The organism is Sorangium sp. So ce836 (assembly GCF_028553905.1).
GTDB classification, from domain to species: domain Bacteria; phylum Myxococcota_A; class Polyangia; order Polyangiales; family Polyangiaceae; genus Sorangium; species Sorangium cellulosum_D.
Genome location: NZ_CP102233.1, coordinates 8292303 through 8314623 on the forward strand (window position 1 = coordinate 8292303; position 22321 = coordinate 8314623).

Annotated in this window: 6 protein-coding genes; 2 read left to right on the plus strand and 4 right to left on the minus strand. The window is 69.1% G+C overall.

The genetic code is table 11. The features are described 5' to 3' along the window. Positions 1-40: 40 nt before the first annotated feature. On the minus strand, positions 41-1111 hold the full coding sequence (locus NQZ70_RS29840; protein WP_129577254.1) for a hypothetical protein: 1071 nt from the start codon (positions 1109-1111) through the stop codon (positions 41-43). Positions 1112-1237: 126 nt separating this feature from the next. Then, the gene (locus NQZ70_RS29845) at positions 1238-3451 is read right to left on the minus strand and encodes a sulfatase-like hydrolase/transferase (RefSeq protein ID WP_129577255.1); all 2214 of its coding nucleotides are present in this window, start codon (positions 3449-3451) and stop codon (positions 1238-1240) included. A 1076-nt stretch (positions 3452-4527) separates the two neighbouring features. On the opposite strand from NQZ70_RS29845, the gene NQZ70_RS29850 reads away from it, so the two are divergent. Together NQZ70_RS29850 and NQZ70_RS29855 are read left to right on the plus strand one after the other, a co-directional pair. Then, the gene (locus tag NQZ70_RS29850; protein ID WP_257792727.1) at positions 4528-6390 is read left to right on the plus strand and encodes an aryl-sulfate sulfotransferase; all 1863 of its coding nucleotides are present in this window, start codon (positions 4528-4530) and stop codon (positions 6388-6390) included. Between the two features lie 481 nt (positions 6391-6871). Next, the gene (locus NQZ70_RS29855) at positions 6872-9997 is read left to right on the plus strand and encodes a TonB-dependent receptor domain-containing protein (protein WP_129577257.1); all 3126 of its coding nucleotides are present in this window, start codon (positions 6872-6874) and stop codon (positions 9995-9997) included. Positions 9998-10023: 26 nt separating this feature from the next. On the opposite strand, the gene NQZ70_RS29860 is transcribed toward NQZ70_RS29855, so the two are convergent. Both NQZ70_RS29860 and NQZ70_RS29865 read right to left on the minus strand, forming a co-directional pair. Further along, complete coding sequence (locus tag NQZ70_RS29860; protein ID WP_129577258.1) at positions 10024-13179, minus strand: sulfatase-like hydrolase/transferase; 3156 nt, start codon at positions 13177-13179, stop codon at positions 10024-10026. Between the two features lie 544 nt (positions 13180-13723). Further along, entirely contained in the window at positions 13724-22291 is an 8568-nt protein-coding gene (locus NQZ70_RS29865) for a non-ribosomal peptide synthetase (RefSeq protein WP_129577260.1), read from the minus strand. Positions 22292-22321: the final 30 nt, after the last annotated feature.

Sequence of the window (22321 nt, forward strand, 5' to 3'; positions counted from 1 at the left end):
GGCCGCGCCTGCGCACGGGCGACGGCCCGCCCCTCGCGCCTCAGATCCCGGAGAGCGCCTCCTCCAGGCTCAGCGCCCCCTCCCGGGCCACCTGCTCCGCTGGCGGAGCGGCGCGCAGGAGCGCGCCCAGGTCGCAGCCTTCCGCCTCGCTGAAGGTCGGCAGCAGCAGCGCGCTCTGCGACTCGGCATAGCGCTGCTTGAGCGCCTCGGCGATGCGGCGCCGATCCGCCTGCGTCAGCTCCGGCGCCTTGAGCGCCACCACGATCGCCTGCCGCAGGCAGGACTCGGCCCTGGCCTTGTTCCCCTCGGCCAGCGCATCGAGCATCTCCGCGTACGGCTCGGCGATGGACCTCAGCTGATCCCAGTCGTCACGCTCGGTGAGGAGCTCCAGGCGGAGGAGCATGTGATCGAAGCCGGTGAGCGGGGCGCGGCCCTTCGCGCAGCCCACGTGCAGCTGATCGTCCACGACCCACAGGCTGTCCGGGCGGAGCTGTCCGGCCGTGGCCCGGATCGCGGCCATGTAGGTCGAACGGAGGTCGCTCCCAGCATAGGACCCGATGACGCCGAGGTGCAGGCGGCCGCCCGCGCCGCCGGAGAGGAGCTCCTGAATGCCCGCCCCGAGCGGCGCGGCGAGCGCCAGGGCCGCAGAGAGCTGCGGCGCGGCGAGCAGCGCGGAGAAGGCGCTCAGGGTCTTCAGGAACCCGCCGAGGTAGTCCTTCCCGGGGAGAGCGAGGAGGCCAGCCTGCATCGAGACGGCGCCGCCGTGAAAGGGCAACGTGGGCGTGAGCAGGCGGTTGCGGCTGACGATGTTCGTCGCCCCCTCCTCGGCCCGGAGCGTGCTCGCGTCGGCGATGCCAGGGATCACGAGCCCAGGCCTCCCGCCGAAATCGAGCTGGATCACGCTGTGAACGGCGGGGATCTGCTCCCTCATCCAGGCGATTTCCTTCGACAGCTGCATGTCGGCGAGCCAGAGGCGGAAATAGTGCACCCCCGCCTTGGCGGGCGTGGGGTCGAGCGTCCGGCCCACGACCCGCGCAGGATCGATCTGCACGTAGAGGGATTGCTGACGATCCTTCTCGAAGCAGTCTTTGACGGCTGTCCAGCTCGCCATGGTCTCCTCCCCGCCGATGTGTGCCCGGCGCGGCGGCGCGGGCACCGGCGCCGGCACCGCGCGCCGGCCAGACGGCCCCCATGGGCCGCGCGATGGCCGTACGCGCGGTGGCCTGCTCGACAGTCCTTAGGGCCGCTTGATCAGCCACAGGGCTCGATTGTAGTAGTTGGCGTCCGAGCCGACGACCTTGGGGCTCTCGAAGCCGGACGACGCCAGCCACCCGCCTTCCGCCCCGCGAGCGCCAGAGAGCGCCGGCCCGTCGGAGAACGCGTAGCGCTTGGTCTGATAGTTCGCGATCAGGAACGCGTCCCCCTGCGGCTGAAACACCCAGAGCGCCATATTGTAGTAGTTGGCGTCGGCGCCGACGAGCTTGGGGCTCTCGAAGCCGGACGACGCCAGCCACCCGCCTTCCGCCCCGCGCGGGCCTGTCAACGGCTGGCCAGTGGAGAACAGGTACCGCTTGGTCTCGAGGCTCTCGATCAGATAACATTCACCCGACCTGCGAATGATCCAGAGCGCCCGGTTGTAATAGTTGGCGTCGGCGCCAACGACGTCGGGGCTCGGCCCCCACCCGCCCTCCGCTCCGCGATCGCGCGAGAGCGCCGATCCGTCCGAGAACAGATAGCGCTTGCTCTCCACGTTCTCGATCAAGACGGGCGTATCGAGCAACGCCGGAGGAAACACGAACGACGACCTCTTGATGACGGGGAAGCCGCTCCTGGGATCATCGTACGGACGCTCGCGGGCCAGCACGGTATAGAGCTCGATGAGCTTGTCCTGATACGCCAGATCGGTGACCGTGAACGACCCGTCGGAGTTTGGCGCGAGCGCGTTGATCTGTTTTTCCTTCAACGACCCCGGGATGGCCGGATCGGGGACGAGGCACGAAAACTTGTAGTCGAGCACCAGCGCCGTCGTGGGTTGCGAAGACCGATCCACGGGCACCCCGCTGGCGTTCACCAGCAAATCGCAGGTGAGCTTGTACTGGCTCTCGGTGTCGCTGACCGACGCGCCGATCCGCGGCGCATTGACGCCAGGGCCGGGCTTGAGGTAGAGCTGGCTGAAGTTGTGCGTGCGCGTCGGCTTGCGCACGCTCTCGTCGAGGTGCGGGACGAAGCTGATCGAATCCAGGAGCGGGCTCGGCTGCAGTCCAGCGATGTCGACGGCGGTGTTGTAGACGTCGATGATGTGCACGGGCGAGCGGACCGAGCGCGGCGCCGTCTTCACGTAGCAGGGCGCCCCGCCCGTCAGCAGGCCGCCATCGGCGACGATCATCGGCACGTGGACGCCCCCGATCGACGACGTGGCCTTGTCGTCGCCGAGCTCGTCGTCGATGCTGACGAGCCGATCGTCGGGATCGAAGTCCTGTGTGCCGTTGTCACAGACGAAGATCACGACGGTATTGGCGAGTTGGCTCCAGATCGCGGTCAGCAGATCGTTGACGTAGTAGTCGATCGACTCGACCATCGCGACCAGCATCTCCTGGATGGTGGGCTTGGTGGGGTCCTTGATCGTCGTAGCTTTGAAGGTGTGCGGCGGCGGCACGTGCCAGGGATCGTGCGGCGCGACGAGGTTGAGCGCGACGCACCACGGCCCTTGATTCGCGAGGATCCACCGCTTGGCGTCTTCGACCTGATCCTCGGTGATGTAGATGTGTTTACGATCTGCCGGGCCGAGCGGAGGATTCGCCTTTCCGTTGGCCCCGACCGTGTCCTTCTCCCAGATGTAGTTACGCAGGTCGGGGTTGTTGTTCAGGAACGTCGCATCGTACTTGGCCGCGAGCGCCTTAGCGGCGGCGGCACACTTGTCCGGCTTGGTGCTACCCGTGGCGCCCTTGAGCCGCGCGAAGTTGACTCGCGAAGGCTGGCTGGGGAAGCCGTACTGCGTGATTCCATCGGGTCGCACTCCGCCGCGGAAGATCCCCGCGAATGTATGCCATCCCCACTCGACCGGCGTCCTTTGGGTGCCGAGGTCCCACTTGCCGAACATCGCGCACTTGTAGCCGACCATCGACTGCGCGAGCGTCTGGATGTTCTGGCCCGTGACCGCCTGAGCCCCGAGGTTGTCGTCGCCGCCGGTCGGAAAGCCCAGCCGGGTCTTCCACGGCTGCAGACCGGTCCACAAGCTCGCCCGCGTCGGCGTACACACCGGGTGCGCCCAGGCGTTCTGGAAGTGCACGCCGGCCCCAAGGAGGCGGCTGAGGGTCGGCAGCGTGACCGGACCGGCGACGCCGTTCTTGGCGTTGACTTGGGCAGCCACGGTCTTGGCGCCAGCGTTGACGCGAAGCACGTCGACACCGAGGTCGTCCGCAAGGATGATCAGAATGTTCGGTTTTGCCATCAGCTGAGGTCCCTATGGTTGGAGGCCGTGAGCCATCTGAGCCCGTGCGAGGGGCATGCGCTGCATGTCGAAGTCGGGCGGCCGCTCGCCCTGTGGGTCTTCACGCTGCTCTCCTCACAGGGGCGAAAGAGGAAGAGCAGAGAAGAGCAAAGCGATTCGATGGCGAACATCGCGATTCGCCACGTTCACCTCAGGTGATAGAGCGTCGCACCGCGATGTGCGTCGGCCCGACGGCGACGTGGCGCCGAGGACCTTCGAAGCCGCCCCCTGGTGCGGCCGGTGTTCGGAACGCCCGCGGACGTGGGATTGACTGCGTCAGCGGCCGGCCCAGCAGCGGTCGTCCGCGGCGTTCGGGTTGCAGTGTTCCGTCGATTGCGGTGGGCCTGGCATGGGTTGTTTTATCGATCGCGACCCGAAGTTGATTGGCGAAACCCATCAAAAACCACGCGCGGGTTCTGGATGATGCGGCGCAGATCACGATGGACCTGCGCCGCGGAGCTCCGCGCGCGGACGGCGCGACCGCGAGCGCCGCGTGGATCGGCGGGATCTGCCCGCCTTCCCGGCGCGGCGCCGGGGGAGATCTCTCCGACCGAAAACAGGTCAAAACGAGAAAATGCGGCGAGAATACGCACGCGACATAACGGAGGTGAGCGCGCGGACGTCCTACCTCGTGCCCTCGCCGGGCGCTGGCAGGATCACGCTGCGCTCAGAGCCGAGCTCCTCGCCCGAACGAGCTTCATCGGAATTGCGTCGTTTGACAGTCTTTTTACTCGTGGTATCCTGAAATGCGCTCATAGCCCGTTCCGCCGAGAGCGTTCGTAGGCGAAGAAGCGCCTTCCCACGATCTCTGGGGACGGCTGTCCAACGGACGCCTCGCAGCATCTCCAGGGTGGAAGGTGCGGTGCGTTCCGCGCGGACCTCAGGAGGCGGCTCTCATGAGACCAGATCGGATCGATATGAGATCAGCTCGGCTCGGTTGCGCGGGGAGGAGCGGCATCCAGCCACGAAGATCACGCTCTAGCCGCGGCAGGAGCCCCGGATTCGAGGTGGGCGCGTACAGGGCGAGGCACGAGGCGATGAGGAAGACTGCACCCTACCTAGCCCTCCGCGCCCCCAGGGAGGGCTGGCTCTTGTCGTGCTCGCTCGCGGCGTGCTCGGTTGTCCTCTGGGCAGGCTGCGGGACAAGCGAGGGACCAGCGCCGGTCGGTCGGGATACTACTCCTCCGGCCGTGATCACAGGCCCAGAGCTCCACGCCGTGCCGGCGCCCCTGGCACGTAAGCTGACTGTGGCGACCGACGAGCCGACGCAGGTGACCATCACGATCGACGACGGGGTAAAGCCGACAGAGCTGAAGATCGACTCATATGCCACCTCTCATGATATTCCGGTGCTGGGGTTGACGTTCGATACCCCGTACACCGTGTCGGTGACCGTGACGGACCGAGCTGGCAATCGCACGGAGGCGGGCAGCGGCTCCATCCCGCCAATCTCCCGGCCGGAGCTGTTCCCATCCATCGAGAAGATCGTCACAGGGAGCTCGGAAGCCGAGCAGGGGTTCGTGCTGTTCACGCCGGCCTCGACGACCGTTGAGAACGACACCATGCCCGTGGGATACGTGACCATCGTCGACAACAACGGAGACGTCGTCTGGTTCTACGAGGCGCCTGCGGCCACCGAGGTGCTGCGTCTGAGCAACGGCAACTTGCTCATTCAGTCCGCGCCGGAGCATCACACCTCGATGCTCGAGGTGGACATGCTCGGACAGACGGTGCGCACGTGGGTGTCGCGAAAGGCCCCCAGCTACGGCGACCCGTCCTCCGAGGCCATCAAGGTCGACGTGGACACCTTCCACCACGACGTGCGCGTCATGCCGAGCGGCACCTTCGTGACGATGAGCACCGAGCTACAGCACGTCGAAGACTATCCGACCGAGGAGACGAACGTGGATCAGACGCTCGCACCGGCGAATTTCGTGAACCCTACGCTCGCGGAGTTCGAGCCCGACACGGGCAAGGTCGTCCATCGCTGGTCGGTCACCGGCGCGGACGCCGATCATATCGTGATGAACCCTCCCGTGGACCACAAACGGGTAGGATACAAGTCGTTGAGAAACATTTTCTGGGCGGATGTCTACGGTCCTGACGTGGGGGGGAACGAGCTCGACTGCGGCGCCGACGGGGTCGATCGGGCGACCGGCGCGGGGACCTGCTACGACTGGGGCCATTTCAACACATTTTGGTATGACGAGCGCACGGACAGCTTCTTGCTCTCGCTGCGTCACCTCGGCGCGATCGCGAGCTTCAACCGCAGCACGGGCGCGCTGGACTGGCTGCTCGGCAATCACAATTACTGGTCGCCGGAGCTAACGCCCTATCTGCTCGATCCGCCCGCGGGGGCCACCGCGCGCTTCTGGCCGTACTACGCGCACAGGGTGACCATGACGAAGGCCCGCACGGTGATGATGATGGACAACCACAACCTCGAGGCCATCGCGCCGGACCTTCCGCTCCCCGCCCGCGATAACAACAGCCGAGTGGCAGAGTACGCCGTTCAGAACGGTGGTGTGCGGATGGTCTGGGAGTACGAGCACCCGCTCGTGCCAGGGGACGAGGTCAACACGAACCTGTACTCGTCCGCCGTGGGCGGCGCTCTGGAGATGCCCGAGACAGGCAACATCCTGATCGACTTCGGAGGCATCTGCAAGGTTCCAGACGAATCCATCAAGCCGCCGGGCGAGACCGGCAGCCCCGGGGAGCCGTCCGACAACAACAACACTTGCAAGCACTGGGCGCGCATCATCGAGGTGAAGCACGACGATTCGAAGGAGGTGGTCTTCGATATACGCGTGGGCGACAACGACCTGACGCGTACGGTGGGTTGGTATGTGTACCGCGCCACGAAGCTCCGCTGTCTTCATCCACAATCGCCGACGTGCTAAAGCACCGTTCACGTTTATCGACCGAGGAATGAACCGCCAAGGACGCCAAGGACGCTAAGAACGCCAAGAAGAGGACGAGCTCTTGGCCTCTTTGGCGCCTCGGCGGTTTGGGCTTCTGCTCTTTCGAGCGGTTCAACCCGTTTGCCGCTCCAGCCAGTGAGCCAAGGCTCGCCACCGAGCTTTTTGCTGCCGAACATGTCGACCGGGCAGCGCCCCGCAAGGCAATGGCTGCCCCTCGTCGACCCACGCCTGCCGGCGGGCCGCCCGGCGCGCCGACGAGGCCGGGACCGCGGCGGCGCACGATGACGCCCGTCGGGCGGCTACGGTGAGGACGAAACGAGGGGAATGCGCGCGGATCGCTGGACGAGTGCTTGATGGGCGCACGAGGAGCGTGGTAGGCGTGTGCCATCACACAACGGTTCCGCCCTCGGCGCGGGCCTCATCGAGACCCGGAACAGTCCTCGCAGATGAAAGAGAACACATGACAAGGCGACGTGCGTGGCAGACCCAGATCTTCGCCATGGCCGGCACGCTCGTCGCCGCCCCAGCGCTCGCCGCGGGCGAGGGCGTCCTCACCGGCACGGTCACGGATACGGCGACGAAGCGCCCGGCCGAGGACGTGGTCGTCACGGCGACGTCCCCTGCCCTCCAGCAGGAGCAGGTGGTCGTCACCGACAGCGCCGGCCGGTTCCGCATCCCCAACCTGCCGCCGGGCGTCTACGCGCTCCGGATCGAGAAAGAGGCGTACAGGCCGCTGAGCCGCACCGGCATCGAGGTCCGCATCGCCACCACCCTGCGTGTGGACAGCGAGCTGCTCCCGGAGGCGATCCAGTCGGAGGAGATCGTCGTCATCGCCGGCGCGCCCACGGTCGATATCGGATCGAGCGCGACCGGGGCCCACGTCAACTCGGATTTCGTGAGCCGTCTGCCCGTCAACCCCACGAGCGGCAAGGGGGCCGCGACGCGATCCTTCGAGTCGCTGGCCGAGGTGGCGCCCGGCGTCCAGGCGGATCAGTTCGGCGCGTCCATCAGCGGGACCACCTCGCCCGAGAACCAGTACGTGATCGACGGCCTCTCGGTGAACAGCCCGGCCTTCGGCGTGCTGGGCACGCCGCTCGCGCTCGACTTCGTGAAAGAGGTCAACGTGATCACCGGCGGTTACATGCCGGAGTACGGCCGTGCGACAGGCGGATACCTCGACGTCGCCACGAAGACCGGATCGAACGAGTTTCACGGCTCGTTCTTCTTCAGCACCACGCCCGGCCTCCTCGAGGCGCCGCACACGCCGGTCAAGCACGAGGGGAACACGATCAGCACCGCGACGACGCTCTCCTCCATCCAGAGCTATGGCGCCGAGGTGGGCGGCCCGCTCCTGAGGGACAAGCTCTGGTTCTATACCGGCGTGGTGGCCTCGTTCACGCGCTACCGCCTCGAGCGGAACCTCAACATGTTTCGCGAGCGAGACGGGATGCCCGTGATCGAGGACGGCCTGGCGCAGACCGACGTGATCCCGGGAACGCAGCAGATCTACGATGCCACCCAGCGCAGCATCAGCTACATCGGCAAGCTGACGTACCTCCTCGACCAGGACAACACCATCACCCTGTCGATCTACGGCACGCCCACGACGTCGGGCGGGGATGGCACCTTCGGGATCCGGGGGAGGGATAGCCGGGTGGAGCTCGACACGCCCCAGAGCAACGGGCTCATCAACGGGAGCTTCAGCGCCCTCGCCCATAACTACGTCGCGAGCGCCACCGACGTCGCGCTGAAGTGGTCGTCCGCGTTCGAGAACAAGACGCTGCTGCTCGACACGACGCTCGGGTGGCACCACGAGGAGCACGCGACCCGGGGCGCCGACGGCTCGCGGCTCGCGAGCGGAGAGGGCCTGTCTGACATCCCGACGGTGCTGTGGCGGCGGACCGATCCCGGCCCCTACGCGATCAGCGACTTCGAGCCCTCCGAGGCCACGGCGGTGTGCAGCTCCAGCGGCCGCCCGGCCGCCACGCGATGCCCTGTGCCCGTCTACTACAGCGGCGGCCCGGGCCTGCTCAACGAGGCGAGCCTCGATCGCGTCCAGGGCAAGAGCGTGCTCACGAGCATCTTCGCTGGGCTCGGCCAGCACCTGATCAAGGCCGGCGTCGATATCGAGGTGCTGCGCTACGAGAACAGCCGGGGCTTCTCGGGGACCGCGCGTTACTCCGAGACCGGGAACGGGAGGCTGCTCACCGATTTCCGGTTCGGCTTCCTGCGCGGCCCGGACGACGCGGTGATCCTCCCTGCGTTCAGCGCGACGTCGACGTCGCTCAACGCCGGCGCGTTCGTGCAGGACAGCTGGAGCATCATGGACCGCGTCACCCTGAACGCGGGCCTGCGCTATGACGCGCAGCTCCTCTACGGAGATGACGGACAGATGGCCCTGAGCCTCCCGAACCAGTGGTCGCCGCGCGTGGGCGTCATCTACGACCCCACGCAGGCTGGCCGGGCCAAGCTCTTCGCCAATTACGCCCGCTTCTACGAGAGCGTCCCGCTCGACGCCGTCGATCGCAGGATCCCGGGCGAGCGACGGCTCCAGTCGCGCTACCCTAAGGCCGCGTGCGATTTCACGGACCCCCTCGCCCCGAGGCCGTGCGGCCCGGAGGGGCGCCGCCCCGCGGGCGGCGCGCCCTACAATCCCAACGCGACGTGGACCCCGACCGTCAGCGAGAAGGCGATGGTGGATCCCGACCTCGAGCCGCAGTCTTCGGACGAGATCGTCGTCGGCGGCGAGTACGAGATCCTGCCCAGGCTCGTGCTCGGGGCCCAGTACACGAAGCGCTACCAGAACCAGGTGATCGAGGACATGAGCCGCGATGAGGCGAGGACGTTCTTCGTCGGCAATCCCGGCTCCGGCGTCGCCAAGGACATCCCGAAGGCCGTCCGTGACTACGACGCGGTCACCCTCTACGCGCAGAAGATGTTCGCCGACACCTGGCTCGCGCAGGGGAGCTACACGATCTCCTACCTGCGCGGCAACTGGGCCGGCCTCTTCAAGCCGGAGACGGGGCAGCTCGATCCAAACGTCAACCCGGATTTCGATCTGGTCTCCCTCGTGCCCAACCTGCAAGGGCCGCTGCCGGGCGATCGCACCCACCAGATCAAGCTCTTCGGCGCTAAGGATATCCTGTTCGCGAACGGCCTGGTCCTCAACCTGGGCGCGTCCTACCGCGCCCGCTCGGGCGGGCCGACGTCTTATTTCGGAGCTCATCCGTTCTACGGGCTCGACAGCATCTACATCCTGCCGCGAGGGAGCGGCGAGCGGCTCCCCTGGGTGCACGACGTCGACGCCCACGTCGCGGTGGGCGTGAAGCTGGCCAGGGAGAGCGCGCTCCTCGTGTCGGTCGACGCGTTCAACGTGTTCAACTTCCAGGCGGTGACCGCCACGGACGAGCGGTACACGCAGGCGACCGTCGTGCCGCTGATCGGAGGCTCCCCGAAGGATCTCGCCAGCCTTCGCACCGCCGACGGGCGACCGCTCGGCCCGAACGGCAGGAACCCGAACTTCGGCAAGCCTGTCGCGTACCAGCCGCCGCGCTCCTTCCGGTTGACCGCGAAGGTGACGTTTTAATCACCGTCCTGGCCGCGCCCGGCCGGTCAGGGCAGCCACGACCCTTTGTACCATTTGTGCAAGAGCGCGCCCTCCGGGCCACGGGCGAAGACATCGATGCGGCGGTCGCCCCAGGACACGGCCCCAGGGCCGGACGTCATGCCCCCGCCGAGCGACTCCCAGCCGCTCCAGGTTCCATCGAAGTATCTGTACATGAGCGTGTCGTCCTTGCCACGCGCGAAGACATCGAGCCGGCGGGCTGCCCACGAGGCTACGGCGGGCTCCCCGGTCGACGGGACGAGGCCGAGCGACTCCCAGTCGCTCCACGCCCCATTGAAGTACTTGTGCAAGAGCGCGCCGTTCTGGCCATGCGCGACGACATCGATACGGCGCTCACCCCAGGACACGGCCGCAGGCGCGGACGACAAGACGCCGCCGAGCGACTCCCAGCCGCTCCACGTTCCATTGAAGTACTTGTGCAAGAGCTCGTTGTCCTGGCCGCGCGCGAAGACGTCGAGCCGGCCGGATGCCCATGAGCACACGGCGGGCTTCGAGGTCAAAGCACCACCGAGCGACTCCCAGGGTTGCCAGGTCCCATCGAAATACTTGTGCAAGAGCTCGTTGTCCTGGCCGCGCGCGAAGACATCGATGCGGCGGTTACCCCAGGACACGGCCGCGGGGCCGGACGTCAAGGCGCCGCCGAGCGACTCCCAGGTGCTCCAGGCATCATCGAAGCACTTGTGAAAGAGCGTGTTGTCCTTGCCACGCACGAAGACGTCGAGCCGGCCGGACGCCCACGAGGAGACGGCGGGCGTCGAGTTCAGGTCGCCGCCGAGCGACTCCCAGCTAGATTCCAGCTTCAGCGGCGGGAACGGCAGCGGGTCTCGCACGGGGCCCGGGTCCAAGGCGACGTCCGCCTTTTTTCTCCCGCCATCCAGGCGGTGCTTCTTCATCTCCTCGAAGAGCTTCTTGGCCACCGCGCGGGAGGCCGGATCGTCGGCGAAGTGCTTGATCTCCTTCTCTCTGAGGGCGCCGACGATGCTCTGGTGCGGCACGAGCTCGTAGAGCGCGTACTCATACTCGTCCTTGGGCTCGTCTGCGTCGACGAACTTCGACCGGGCGCAGCTGAGCATGTGTTTGCCGTCGCTGACGAGCGCGAACTTGTCGGTCGTCCTCTGCCCCCCCGGTCCATACTTGTGGTAGCCGAACTGCTGACTGAAGTTGAACTCTCGCTTATCGCCGCTTCCGCCCTTCAGGTAATGCTTCAGGCTGATCGAGTCGAGCCCCTCGGGGGCGCTCGTCCCGGCGATGGCGGCGCAGGTCTTGAAGAGGTCGATGACGTGGACGAGATCGCTCGTGGAGCCGCCGATCGCGGCGCTGCTGAGGTAGCACGGCTTGCCCGCGAACATCGACCCTCCATCGACGATCATCATCGGCACGTGCACGGCCCCGATGTGCGGTGTGGCCTTGTCCTCGGCGTCCGCGTCGAGCAGCGCTTCGCCCCGATCCGGATCGATGTCCTGCGTGCCGTTGTCCCCGACGAACACGATCACGGTGTTCTTGAGCTGCTCCCGGATCTCCGGCTCCGTCGAGTTCAGGAACCTGCCGATGTAGAAATCCATCGACTCGACCATGGCCACGAACATCTCCTGGGTGGTCGGCGCCTCGGGGTTGGCGAACTCGATGGAGTAGGACTCCTTCGGCGGGACATGGAAGGGATCATGGGGTATCGTGAGCGTCAGCGCGGCGCACCAGGGCGAGCCGAGCACCTGCTTGAGCCAGTTCTTCGCCGACTCGACCTGGTCCAGCGTCGCGTACATGTGGGTGCGCTCGGTGGCGGGACGATCGTAGCGCAGCTTGCCCGAGGGGTCGTCCTCGTAGCACTTCTCCCAGATGTAGTACTGGACGTCGGGCTGCTTCTCCACGAAACCGGGGTTGACCTTCTCGAGGTACGCCCTGGTCGCCGCCCCCACGTCCTTGCGCTTGTTCGCGAACTTGGTCTTATCGACATCGGGTTCCACCGTGGCCCTGTCTTGGGGGGGCGCTTTCGTCGTGAGATCGCTGAGCTGCATGCGCCCCTGCGAGTATCCATACCTGGGGCCGACGACGCGGAAGCCCCCCTCGAGGATCCCCGCGAACCGCTCCCAGCCCCAGTCCCACGGGGTCTTCTTGGGGCTGTACTTCTCCGCAGGCTTCGCCTCGGGTCTCTCCTCGCCCGGGGCCAGCTGCCCGAGGTGCCACTTGCCGAACATCCCGCAGCGGTAGCTCGCTTGCTTCAGGACCTGCGCCAGGCTGCGGACATCGGCGCCGGACTTGGGTTTCTCGTCGAGGGTGTTCTTGCCGCCCGGATTCGGGTAGCCCACCCCGGTCCTCCAGGGCTGCAGCCCTGTGAAGAGGCTGCCGCGGGTCGCCGAGCACACGGGCTGCGCCCACGCGCGGGAAAAATGCAGCCCGTGCTTGAGCAGCTTCTCCAGGTTCTCGAGCCGCTTGGGCCCCGCTGTCTTGCCGTCCGGCCCGACGATCTGGACGGTGACCTTGCCGGTCTCGTGGTCGATGCGGACCGCGTCGGCGCCGAGATCGTCGGCGACGATCAGCAGGATGTTCGGCGTGCCCGTCGCGCTCGCGAGGCCGACGATCTCGGCCCGCGACAGCGCCGCGCTGTAGATCTCAAGATCCCTGATCTTCCCGGCGAAGTACAGCATCCCGGCTCCTCCTGCCACCCCCCGGCACCCCAGGTAGAGCGAGGAGTCGTTCTTGGTCTTCCCGGTGGTCGTGTCGGGGGCGCTGTCCTCGAGGGTGCCGTCGACGTAGAGCTCGAGCACGCCCTTCCCGTCCTTGGTCCGGCGGACCAAGGCGACGTGGTGGAACCTGCCGTCGCCGAGCACGGTCGTCGACCGGACGCCCGGGTTGTTTTTCCCGTCGTAGCGCGCAGCGAAGATCTTGCCGCGATTGGCCCCCCCCGTGAAATAGCGGATCACGAAGGGGTAGCCCCCCGTACCCGACCACTTCTCGACGATGTCCGCTTCATTGGCCTGCTGGTTCGGCTGCTCCGGCGCGGGATACACCCAGACGGCGACGGTGAAGTCCTGAGCCTGCCCGAAGTTGACCTCGTCGGAGTTGGCGATCGCCCGGTGCTGCGTCTTGCCGTCGAACGTCAGCGTCGCGTCGCCGATCGGGCGATATGCTTTCGTGGTGTCTGCCATGTGTCGTGTTCTCCTGCCTCGCTATCCGTGATGGCTATCGACGCCCGGCAAGCAATCTCGAGCGAGCAGGTGGAGCTCGGGCGCGCCTCGCGCCTCGGGCACACCGGCCCCGCGGCGCTCGTGCCGCTGGAGGACCTGTGTGCGCGGGTGACGGGTCTGCGGCTCGGATCGTCGCCGGACGTCGAGAGAGACTGCTTCCGTGCCCTGGCCAGCTGCGCTTACCCGCAGGGCCCTGGTTCGAACACGCCGTTCGTCACGGCGGGCTCGACGAGGATCGTTTTACACATCGCGCCCCGACGGTAATTGGCAGGATCCATCAAAGTTCGCGCTCGGATGCCGATAAAGGCGGTGCGGAGCGCGGCGTCGCGGCGCGGGGCAGAGCTCCGCGGCCCGCAGGCGCGGCCGCCGGCGCGGCGCGGATCGACGTCAGCGCCGCGGTGTCCGGCGCGGCCCCAGCGGCGCGCCGCCAGGCGAGAGCCGGGCGAATCGACGGGATGCGGGCAGATCACGTCCCGCAGCGGAGGCGGGCAGAGTCACCCAGCGCTCATGAACGAGCGTTGCCGGAGTCGAGCCGAGCGCCCGCCGCTGCGGCTCGCGGCCGCGCCCCCGCAGCGGGGCTGAGCAGCTGTGTGAGGAGGCGCGTCGTGTTCTCGATGTGCGGAGGCCGGACGATGGCGAAGTGATCACCGGGGACGGTGTGCACGCCCGCGAGCGCGGTGTAGGCTCCCCACCCGTAATCCGAGGGCATCTCCTCGGGCGGCTCCGCCGCGCGCAGCAGATGCACGGGCGCCTCCGGCATCCGCGGCGTCCAGCAGTCGAGCATCGTCAGGTGCCCATCCTGGCTATCGATGATGGCGCGCAGGGTCGACTCCGCATCGGCGCTCGCGAGGTCCGACGCGGCGTTGGTCGTGACCACCTGCCGGATCGCTTGCTCCTCGGACAGCCCCACGAGCTTCGCAGGGTCCACCTGGATCCCCCAGAGGCCGGCGATCCGGCGCAGCGCTGCCATCCGGTCGAAGGGCCCCGGCGAGCGCTCCACCAGCCAGGGAGCGGGGGCTTCCAGCAAGATCACCTGCTCGACGTCGCGTCCAGCGCCCTGCAGGTAGATCGCCACCTCCAGGGCCGAGAACCCGCCATAGCAGTAACCGACCAGGGAGAACGGTCCATCGGGGACCTGGGCCAGGATCTCTTCACCGTAGCGCCTGCACAGCGCCTCCAGGGTCCTGGGCATGGCTCCAGCCCGGGCGTGAGGAGGCGTGGTCACGCCCAGGACGGGGCGCCGCCCGCCCATGCCGTGAGCCAGGCGGATCATATGTGCAGAGAGATATCCTCCCACCGCAGGAAAGAGCACGATCGCGCCTGGCTGCGATCCGTTGACGAGCGGGACCATGCACGAGCGCGGCGGGCGTTGTTCCTGCACGATCGCTCGCTCCGGAGACGCCGCCTTACTGTGGACGTCGGAGGGACAATGCGCGATCAGCCGCCGCAACGAGGAGAGGAGCTGCTCGGCGAGCCGCTCGATCGTCGGCGCGTCATGGACCGCGGGGCTGTAGGTCAGGCCGAGCTTCAGGCGCCCTTGCGAGACGCCGCCGTTGATGGAGAGGACATGGCGGAGCCTGCCCCGCGGGCTCAGCGCGCAGCCGGCGGGCTCGGGCGCCGGCGAGAGCAGGGCTCGCCCCTCTGCTGCCATGTCGAGCTGCCCGAGGTAGTTGAACACCACCGGCGCCTGCACGGCGAGCGACGCCCGCGCGGACGCGTCGGGCTGCACGTGCCGGAGCCACCCGTAGCCCGCCCCGCGCAACGGCACGGCCCGCAGCGCCTCCTTGATCGACTGGAGCAGCGCGGCCGTCCCGCCCTCCGCCGGCACCTGCAACCAGACCGGAAAGAGCGAGGTGAACCAGCCGACCGTGCGGGAGACGTCGAGGTCGTCGACGAGCTGCTCGCGGCCGTGCCCCTCGAGCTCCACGCAGACGGTATCGACCCCGCACCACGCGCTCAGCGCCTCGGCCAGCGCCGAGAGCAGCACGTCGTTGATCTCGGCGCGGTACGTCGCGGCGACGTCGCGCAGCAGCGCCGTCGTCTCTGACGCCGAGAGCTGCACGTCGACGGTCCGGCTCTCGCCGAGCGTGCCGATCGGGGCCTCGCGATCGACCGGCAGCTCGGTCACGGGACGGCGGCACTGCGCCTGCCAGTAAGCCAGCTGATCGGAGAGCCCACCGCCGGCCACCCAGCCGCCGAGGCGCTCGGACCACTGCCGGAACGACGTCGTCTTGGCGCCGAGCTGCGGCGGCTCTCCCGAGAGCACCTGGCGGCACGCCTCCTCGAGATCCTCGTGCAGCACGCGCCATGAGACGCCATCGACCACGAGGTGGTGAATGACCAAGAGGAGCCGCGCGCCATCCGCGCCCAGATCCAGCCACGCCGCGCGCGCCAGCGGCCCGGCCTCGAGCGACAGCCCCGCGTGGAGCGCGCTGGCGGCTGCGTCCACGCGCGCCGCGCGCTCGTGCGCCCCGACCGACGACAGGTCTACCCTCGTGAGCGGGAGCTCCCCCTCCGGCGCATGCCGCTGCGACCATCCGGTCTCCCCCCGCCGGAAGCGCAGCCGCAGCGCGTCGTGCTGCCGGAGGACCACCTCGAGCGCCTGCGCGACGATCTCCGGCGACAGCGACGCCGCAGCCGTCCACATCATCGCCTGGTTGAAGTGGTCGGGATCCGCCGATTCGGCGTCGAGGAACCAGCGCTGGATGGGCGTCAAGGGCACATCCCCCATGACCTGCCCTTGCTCCGCCTCGACGGCGCTCGAGCGGCGCGTCACCTGAGCGAGCTCTGCCACCGTCTGGCGCTGGAACAGCTCGCGCACCGTGAAGTGGAGCCCTGCGCGCTTGGACCGTCCGACCGCCTGGAGGGCCAGGATGGAGTCGCCCCCGAGCAAGAAGAAGTTGTCGTGGATCCCGACCTTGGCGATCCGCAGCACCTGCGCCCATACGTCCGCGAGCGCGCGCTCCAGCTCGGTCCGAGGCGGCTGATACGAGGTGCCCGCGGCCTCGACCGCGCCGTCCGGCGCGGGCAAGGCGCTGCGATCGATCTTCCCGCTCGGCGTGAGCGGCAGGGCGTCGAGCCACACGAAGGCGGCGGGGATCATGTACTCGGGCACCGTCGCGCGGAGGTGATCCCGCAGCGCGCTCGCCGCGCAGGCGATGTCCGCAGGGACGACGTAAGCGACGAGGCGCTTGTCGCCGGGGGCGTGCTCGCGGGCGAGCACCGCGCAGGCGCCCACCGCGGGGTGCGCGCTGAGCACCGACTCGATCTCGCCGAGCTCGACCCGGTAGCCGCGGATCTTGACCTGGTGGTCGATGCGCCCGAGGAACTCGATGGTGCCGTCCGGCAGAAAGCGGCCGAGGTCGCCGGTCTTGTACAGCCGTGCGGCGGGCTCGCTGGAGAACGGGTTCGGCACGAACCTCTGCGCGCTCAGCTCGGGCCGGTTGACGTAGCCGCGGGCGAGCCCCGCCCCGCCGATGTGCAGCTCACCGACCGCGCCCGCGGGCACCGGCTGCATTCGCTCGTCCAGGATGTACAGCTCGGCGCCCGGGATCGGCCGCCCGATGGGCACGCTGCGCCCCGCCGCCGCGCCCGCCGCGATGCGGTGCACGGTGCTCCACACCGTCGCCTCGGTCGGGCCGTACTCATTGTACAGCGCCGCAGCTGGCGCCCGCTGCTGGTGCGCCGCCACCAGGCTGGGCGCGATGCTCTCGCCGCCCAGCACCACCGTCGTCAACGACGACAGCGCCTCGCGCGCCCCTGGCTGCTCCAGCGCGAAGGCGTACAGCGACGGCACGCATAGAAGGTGCGTGATGCGCTCCGACGCGATCAGCCCCGTCACCCCTTCGGGGTCGGTGCTCTGCGACTCGGGCGCCATCACCAGCGTGCCGCCCGAGCACAGCGCCCAGAAGATCTGCGCCGTCGAGATGTCGAACGCCAGCGACGAGACCAGCAGCAGCCTCCCCACCGGCTCCGCATAGACCTGCAGCCGCGCGCTGGTCGAGTGCACCAGGTTGCCGTGCGTGACCGCCACGCCCTTGGGCTGCCCGGTCGAGCCCGAGGTGTAGATGACGTAGCTCAGGTCCTGCGGGGTCGCCGCGCGCCCGCCCTCGCCCTCGCCCTCGTTCGCCATGAGCCGCCCGTCGCCGTCGAGCCACAGCCGCCGAGCGCCGCTCGGCGGCAGCCGCTCCGAGAGCCGCGCCTGCGACAGCACAAGCCCCGCGCCCGCGTCCTGCACCATGAACGCGAGCCGGTCGCGCGGGTACACGGGGTCCAGCGGCAGGTACGCCCCGCCCGCCTTCAGCACCCCGAGCAGCCCGACCACCATCTCGGCCGAGCGCTCCATGCACACCCCCACCACCACGCCGGGCCCAACGCCCATCGCGCGCAGCCGGCCAGCAAGCTGCTCGGCCCGGCCGTCCAGCTCTCCGTACGTCACCTCCCGGTCGCCCGCCACCACCGCCACAGCCTCCGGCGCCCGCTCCGCCTGCGCCTCGAACAGCTGGTGGATGCACCGGTCCTCGACCGGCGGCGCCGCCGCTCCACGGCCCCACTGGCCCCACTGCACCAGCACCTCCTGCCGCTCCGCCTCGGTCAGGAGCGGCAGCTCGCCGATGCGCCCGTGCGGGCGCTCGACGATCCCTGCCAGCAGCCTCGTGTAGTGGCCCCACAGCCGCTCCACGGTCTCGCCCTCGAACAGATCTCTGGCGTACTCCACCACCGATAGGAGGCTCCCATCCGCCTGCTCCTGGACCAGCAGCCCCAGGTCGAACTTCGCCGTCTCGTTGAAGACATCCACGATCGACGCCTCGAGGCCCGGGAGGTGAAGCGGCGCTCTGGGGGTGTTCTCCAGCATGAACATCACCTGGAACAGCGGATTGCGGCTCAGGTCCCGCTCCACCCCGAGCTCGTCCACAAGCCGCTCGAACGGCACGTCCTGGTGCGTGTAGGCCTCCAGGCAGCCACGCCGCACGCGCTCCAGGAGCTCCAGGAACGTGGGGTCCTGTCCGAGCCGCGCCCGGAGCGCCAGCGTGTTGGTGAAGAAGCCGATCAGCGGCTCCATCTCCTCCCGCGTCCGGTTGGCGATCGACAGGCCGATGCAGAAGTCGTCCTGCCCGCTGTAGCGGCCGAGCAGCACCTGAAAGGCCCCCAGCAGGACCATGAACAGCGTCGCTCCCTGCTCCTGCGCCAGCTGCTTGAGCGCGGCGGCGAGCCGTGGCTCCAGCGACCAGCGGCTGCAGCCGCCGCGGTGGCTCATGACAGGAGGCCTGGGATGGTCCTTGGGCAGCTCCAGAGCCGGACAGCCCAGGAGCTGCTCCCGCCAGTACGAAAGGTGCTGCTCCAGGCGCTCGCCCTGGAGATACCCCCGCTGCCAGGCCGCCACGTCCGCGAACTGCACCCGGAGCTCCGGCAACGGGCAGCCCCGCTGCGCGCGGAACGCCGCGTACAGCGCCTCGAGCTCCCGGTACAGAACGCCCATGGACCAGCCGTCCGACACCATGTGGTGCATCGTCAGCAGCAGGACATGGTGCTCCTCGTGGATGCGCAGCACCGAGGTGCGGAAGAGCGGCCCCGTTTGTAGGCAGAAGGGCTTCGCGGTCTCGGCCTGCACCAGCCGGCGCACCTCCGACTCCAGCGCGTCTTCCGTCTCTCCCTTGACCTCGACGAGCGGCAGCGGCCATGCGTCCGGGGCTGGCTGCACCACCTGCACGGGCTCCTTGCCCCGGATCTCGAACGTCGTGCGCAGCGCCTCGTGGCGGCGCACGATCTCCCCGAGCGCCCGCGCGAGCGCCCCGCGGTCGAGCCTCCCGCGCAGGCGCAGGGCCGCGGGCACGTTGTACACGGAGCGCCCCGGATCGAGCTGGTCCAGGAACCACAGCCGCTGCTGCCCGAACGACAGCGGCAGCGGGGCGTCCCGGGAGACGCGCACGATCGGGTCCGCCTCGTGCGCGGGCGGCGCCCCCTGCAGGCTGGCGATCACCTGGCCGAGCGCCTCGACCGACGGCGCCTCGAACAAGGCGCGCAGCGGCAGATCGACGCCCAGCGCGCCGCGCAGGCGCGAGATCACCTGGGTCGCCAGCAGCGAATGGCCCCCCAGCGCGAAGAAGTCGTCGTGGAGGCCCACGCGGTCGACGAGCAGCACCTGCGCGAAGATCTCCGCCACGGCCCGCTCCAGCGGCGAGCGCGGCGCCGCGTAGCCGTCCAGCGGGCGCTGCTGCGCTGGCGCCGGCAGCGCCTTGCGATCGACCTTGCCGTTGGGGGTCAGGGGCAGCGCGTCCAGGAGGACGATGGCCGAAGGAACCATGTACTCGGGCACCTTCTGTTGAAGGAAGCTCCTGAGCGCGGCCGCCGTCTCCCGCTCCTGCGCGCCCCGCAGCGGGTTGCTCACGTGGTCGCCGATGCGCAGGCCGGAGAGCTCGGCGCGGCTCGGCCACAGCCCTGGCCGCGGCCCGCCGTCGTCCCGCTCCCAGAGCGCGTCCATGCATCCTGGGCCTCGCTGCTCGGACCACCGGATGCGGACCCGGTAACCCAGCCGCTCGCCGAGGCTCCACAGCGACTCCGGGTCGATGGCGGCCTGCAGGGCCGCTGCCTCCGGGGACGGGTCCTCGAGGCCCGCCAGGCGCCGGCTCTCCACCGCGTCCCTGTACACCCGCGCGTTGGGTACCCCGAGCAGCTCCGCGCTGGCAGGGCGGTTGTCCAGGAGCCACCGCTCGAGGCCCTCCACGCTGTCGCGCGCCGCGCTCCACGTCTTGCGCGCCTCGATCTGCGCAGGAGGCGGCGCCTCGCCCACGTACAGCACCGCGTCGTAGCGGTACCGGTTCATCTCGTTATCGCCCTGGCCGCGCTTGAGGTAGACCTCCGCGTGGCTCAGCCCTTCTATCTGGGCGCAGAGCCAGCGCAGGGCGACGGGCGCGACGAGGAGCTCCTCCTCCTCCGCGATCGCCCGCCGCGCCTCACGCAAGGCCGCCTCCGAGAGCTCTCCTCCATGACGGTGGCGCTGCACCGAGACATGAAACGCTCCCAGGAGGTCCTGGTTGCGAATGTCTCCCAGGAAGATCGCGCCCCCGGGCCTCACGACGCGCGCCGCTCCCTCGAGCACCTCGCGAAGGTAGCTGGCGCTCGGGAAGCACTGCACGACCGAGTTGAGGATCACGAGGTCGAAGTGGCCCGCGGGGATGCCGCTGAACGCCGCGGCCTCCCTCTGCTCCAGGCGGACGTGTCCGAGCCCGAGCGACGCCACGACCGCCCGCAGGTCGTCCACCGCCGCCGCGGAGAGATCGGTGCCGAGATACTCCGTGCAGCGCGGGGCCAGCGGAAGCAGGAGCAGACCGGAGCCGCAGCCGATCTCCCAGACGCGGGACGGCCGGAGCGCGACGATGCGCTCGAGCGTGCGATCGCGCCACTCGCGCATCTGGCTTTCGGGGATCGGCCGCTGCGTGTAGCTGCTGTTCCAGCCGGTGATGCGGAACATCGGGTCCGCCCGATCTTGGCCGTGGAGGTAAGCTTGATCGGAGCTCGCGCGCCAGGCCGAGACATGATCGCCCTCCTGCGTGCGGATCGCCTCGAGAGCGACCGGGCTCTTGGTCCGGACGACGTAGGCGACGAGGCGCTTGTCGCCGGGGGCGTGCTCGCGGGCGAGCACCGCGCAGGCGCCCACCGCGGGGTGCGCGCTGAGCACCGACTCGATCTCGCCGAGCTCGACCCGGTAGCCGCGGATCTTGACCTGGTGGTCGATGCGCCCGAGAAACTCGATGGTGCCGTCCGGCAGAAAGCGGCCGAGGTCGCCGGTCTTGTACAGCCGTGCGGCGGGCTCGCTGGAGAACGGGTTCGGCACGAACCTCTGCGCGCTCAGCTCGGGCCGGTTGACGTAGCCGCGGGCGAGCCCCGCCCCGCCGATGTGCAGCTCACCGGCCGCGCCCGCGGGCACCGGCTGCATTCGCTCGTCCAGGATGTACAGCTCGGCGCCCGGGATCGGCCGCCCGATGGGCACGCTGCGCCCCGCCGCCGCGCCCGCCGCGATGCGGTGCACGGTGCTCCACACCGTCGCCTCGGTCGGGCCGTACTCATTGTACAGCGCCGCAGCTGGCGCCCGCTGCTGGTGCGCCGCCACCAGGCTGGGCGCGATGCTCTCGCCGCCCAGCACCACCGTCGTCAACGACGACAGCGCCTCGCGCGCCCCTGGCTGCTCCAGCGCGAAGGCGTACAGCGACGGCACGCATAGAAGGTGCGTGATGCGCTCCGACGCGATCAGCCCCGTCACCCCTTCGGGGTCGGTGCTCTGCGACTCGGGCGCCATCACCAGCGTGCCGCCCGAGCACAGCGCCCAGAAGATCTGCGCCGTCGAGATGTCGAACGCCAGCGACGAGACCAGCAGCAGCCTCCCCACCGGCTCCGCATAGACCTGCAGCCGCGCGCTGGTCGAGTGCACCAGGTTGCCGTGCGTGACCGCCACGCCCTTGGGCTGCCCGGTCGAGCCCGAGGTGTAGATGACGTAGCTCAGGTCCTGCGGGGTCGCCGCGCGCCCGCCCTCGCCCTCGCCCTCGTTCGCCATGAGCCGCCCGTCGCCGTCGAGCCACAGCCGCCGAGCGCCGCTCGGCGGCAGCCGCTCCGAGAGCCGCGCCTGCGACAGCACAAGCCCCGCGCCCGCGTCCTGCACCATGAACGCGAGCCGGTCGCGCGGGTACACGGGGTCCAGCGGCAGGTACGCCCCGCCCGCCTTCAGCACCCCGAGCAGCCCGACCACCATCTCGGCCGAGCGCTCCATGCACACCCCCACCACCACGCCGGGCCCAACGCCCATCGCGCGCAGCCGGCCCGCCAGCTGCTCGGCCCGGCCGTCCAGCTCTCGGTACGTCACCCGCCGGTCGCCCGCCACCACCGCCACCGCCTCCGGCGCCCGCTCCGCCTGCGCCTCGAACAGCTGGTGGATGCACCGGTCCTCGACCGGCGCCGCCGCCGCTCCACGGCCCCACTGCGCCAGCACCTCCTGCCGCTCCGCCTCGGGCATGCTCTGCGGCGCCGCGGCGGGCGCCGTCGGGGAAGCTACAATGTGACTCGCGTGCGAGGTTGACATGAAGGCTTGTTCGCTGGGGTCAGGCGTTCA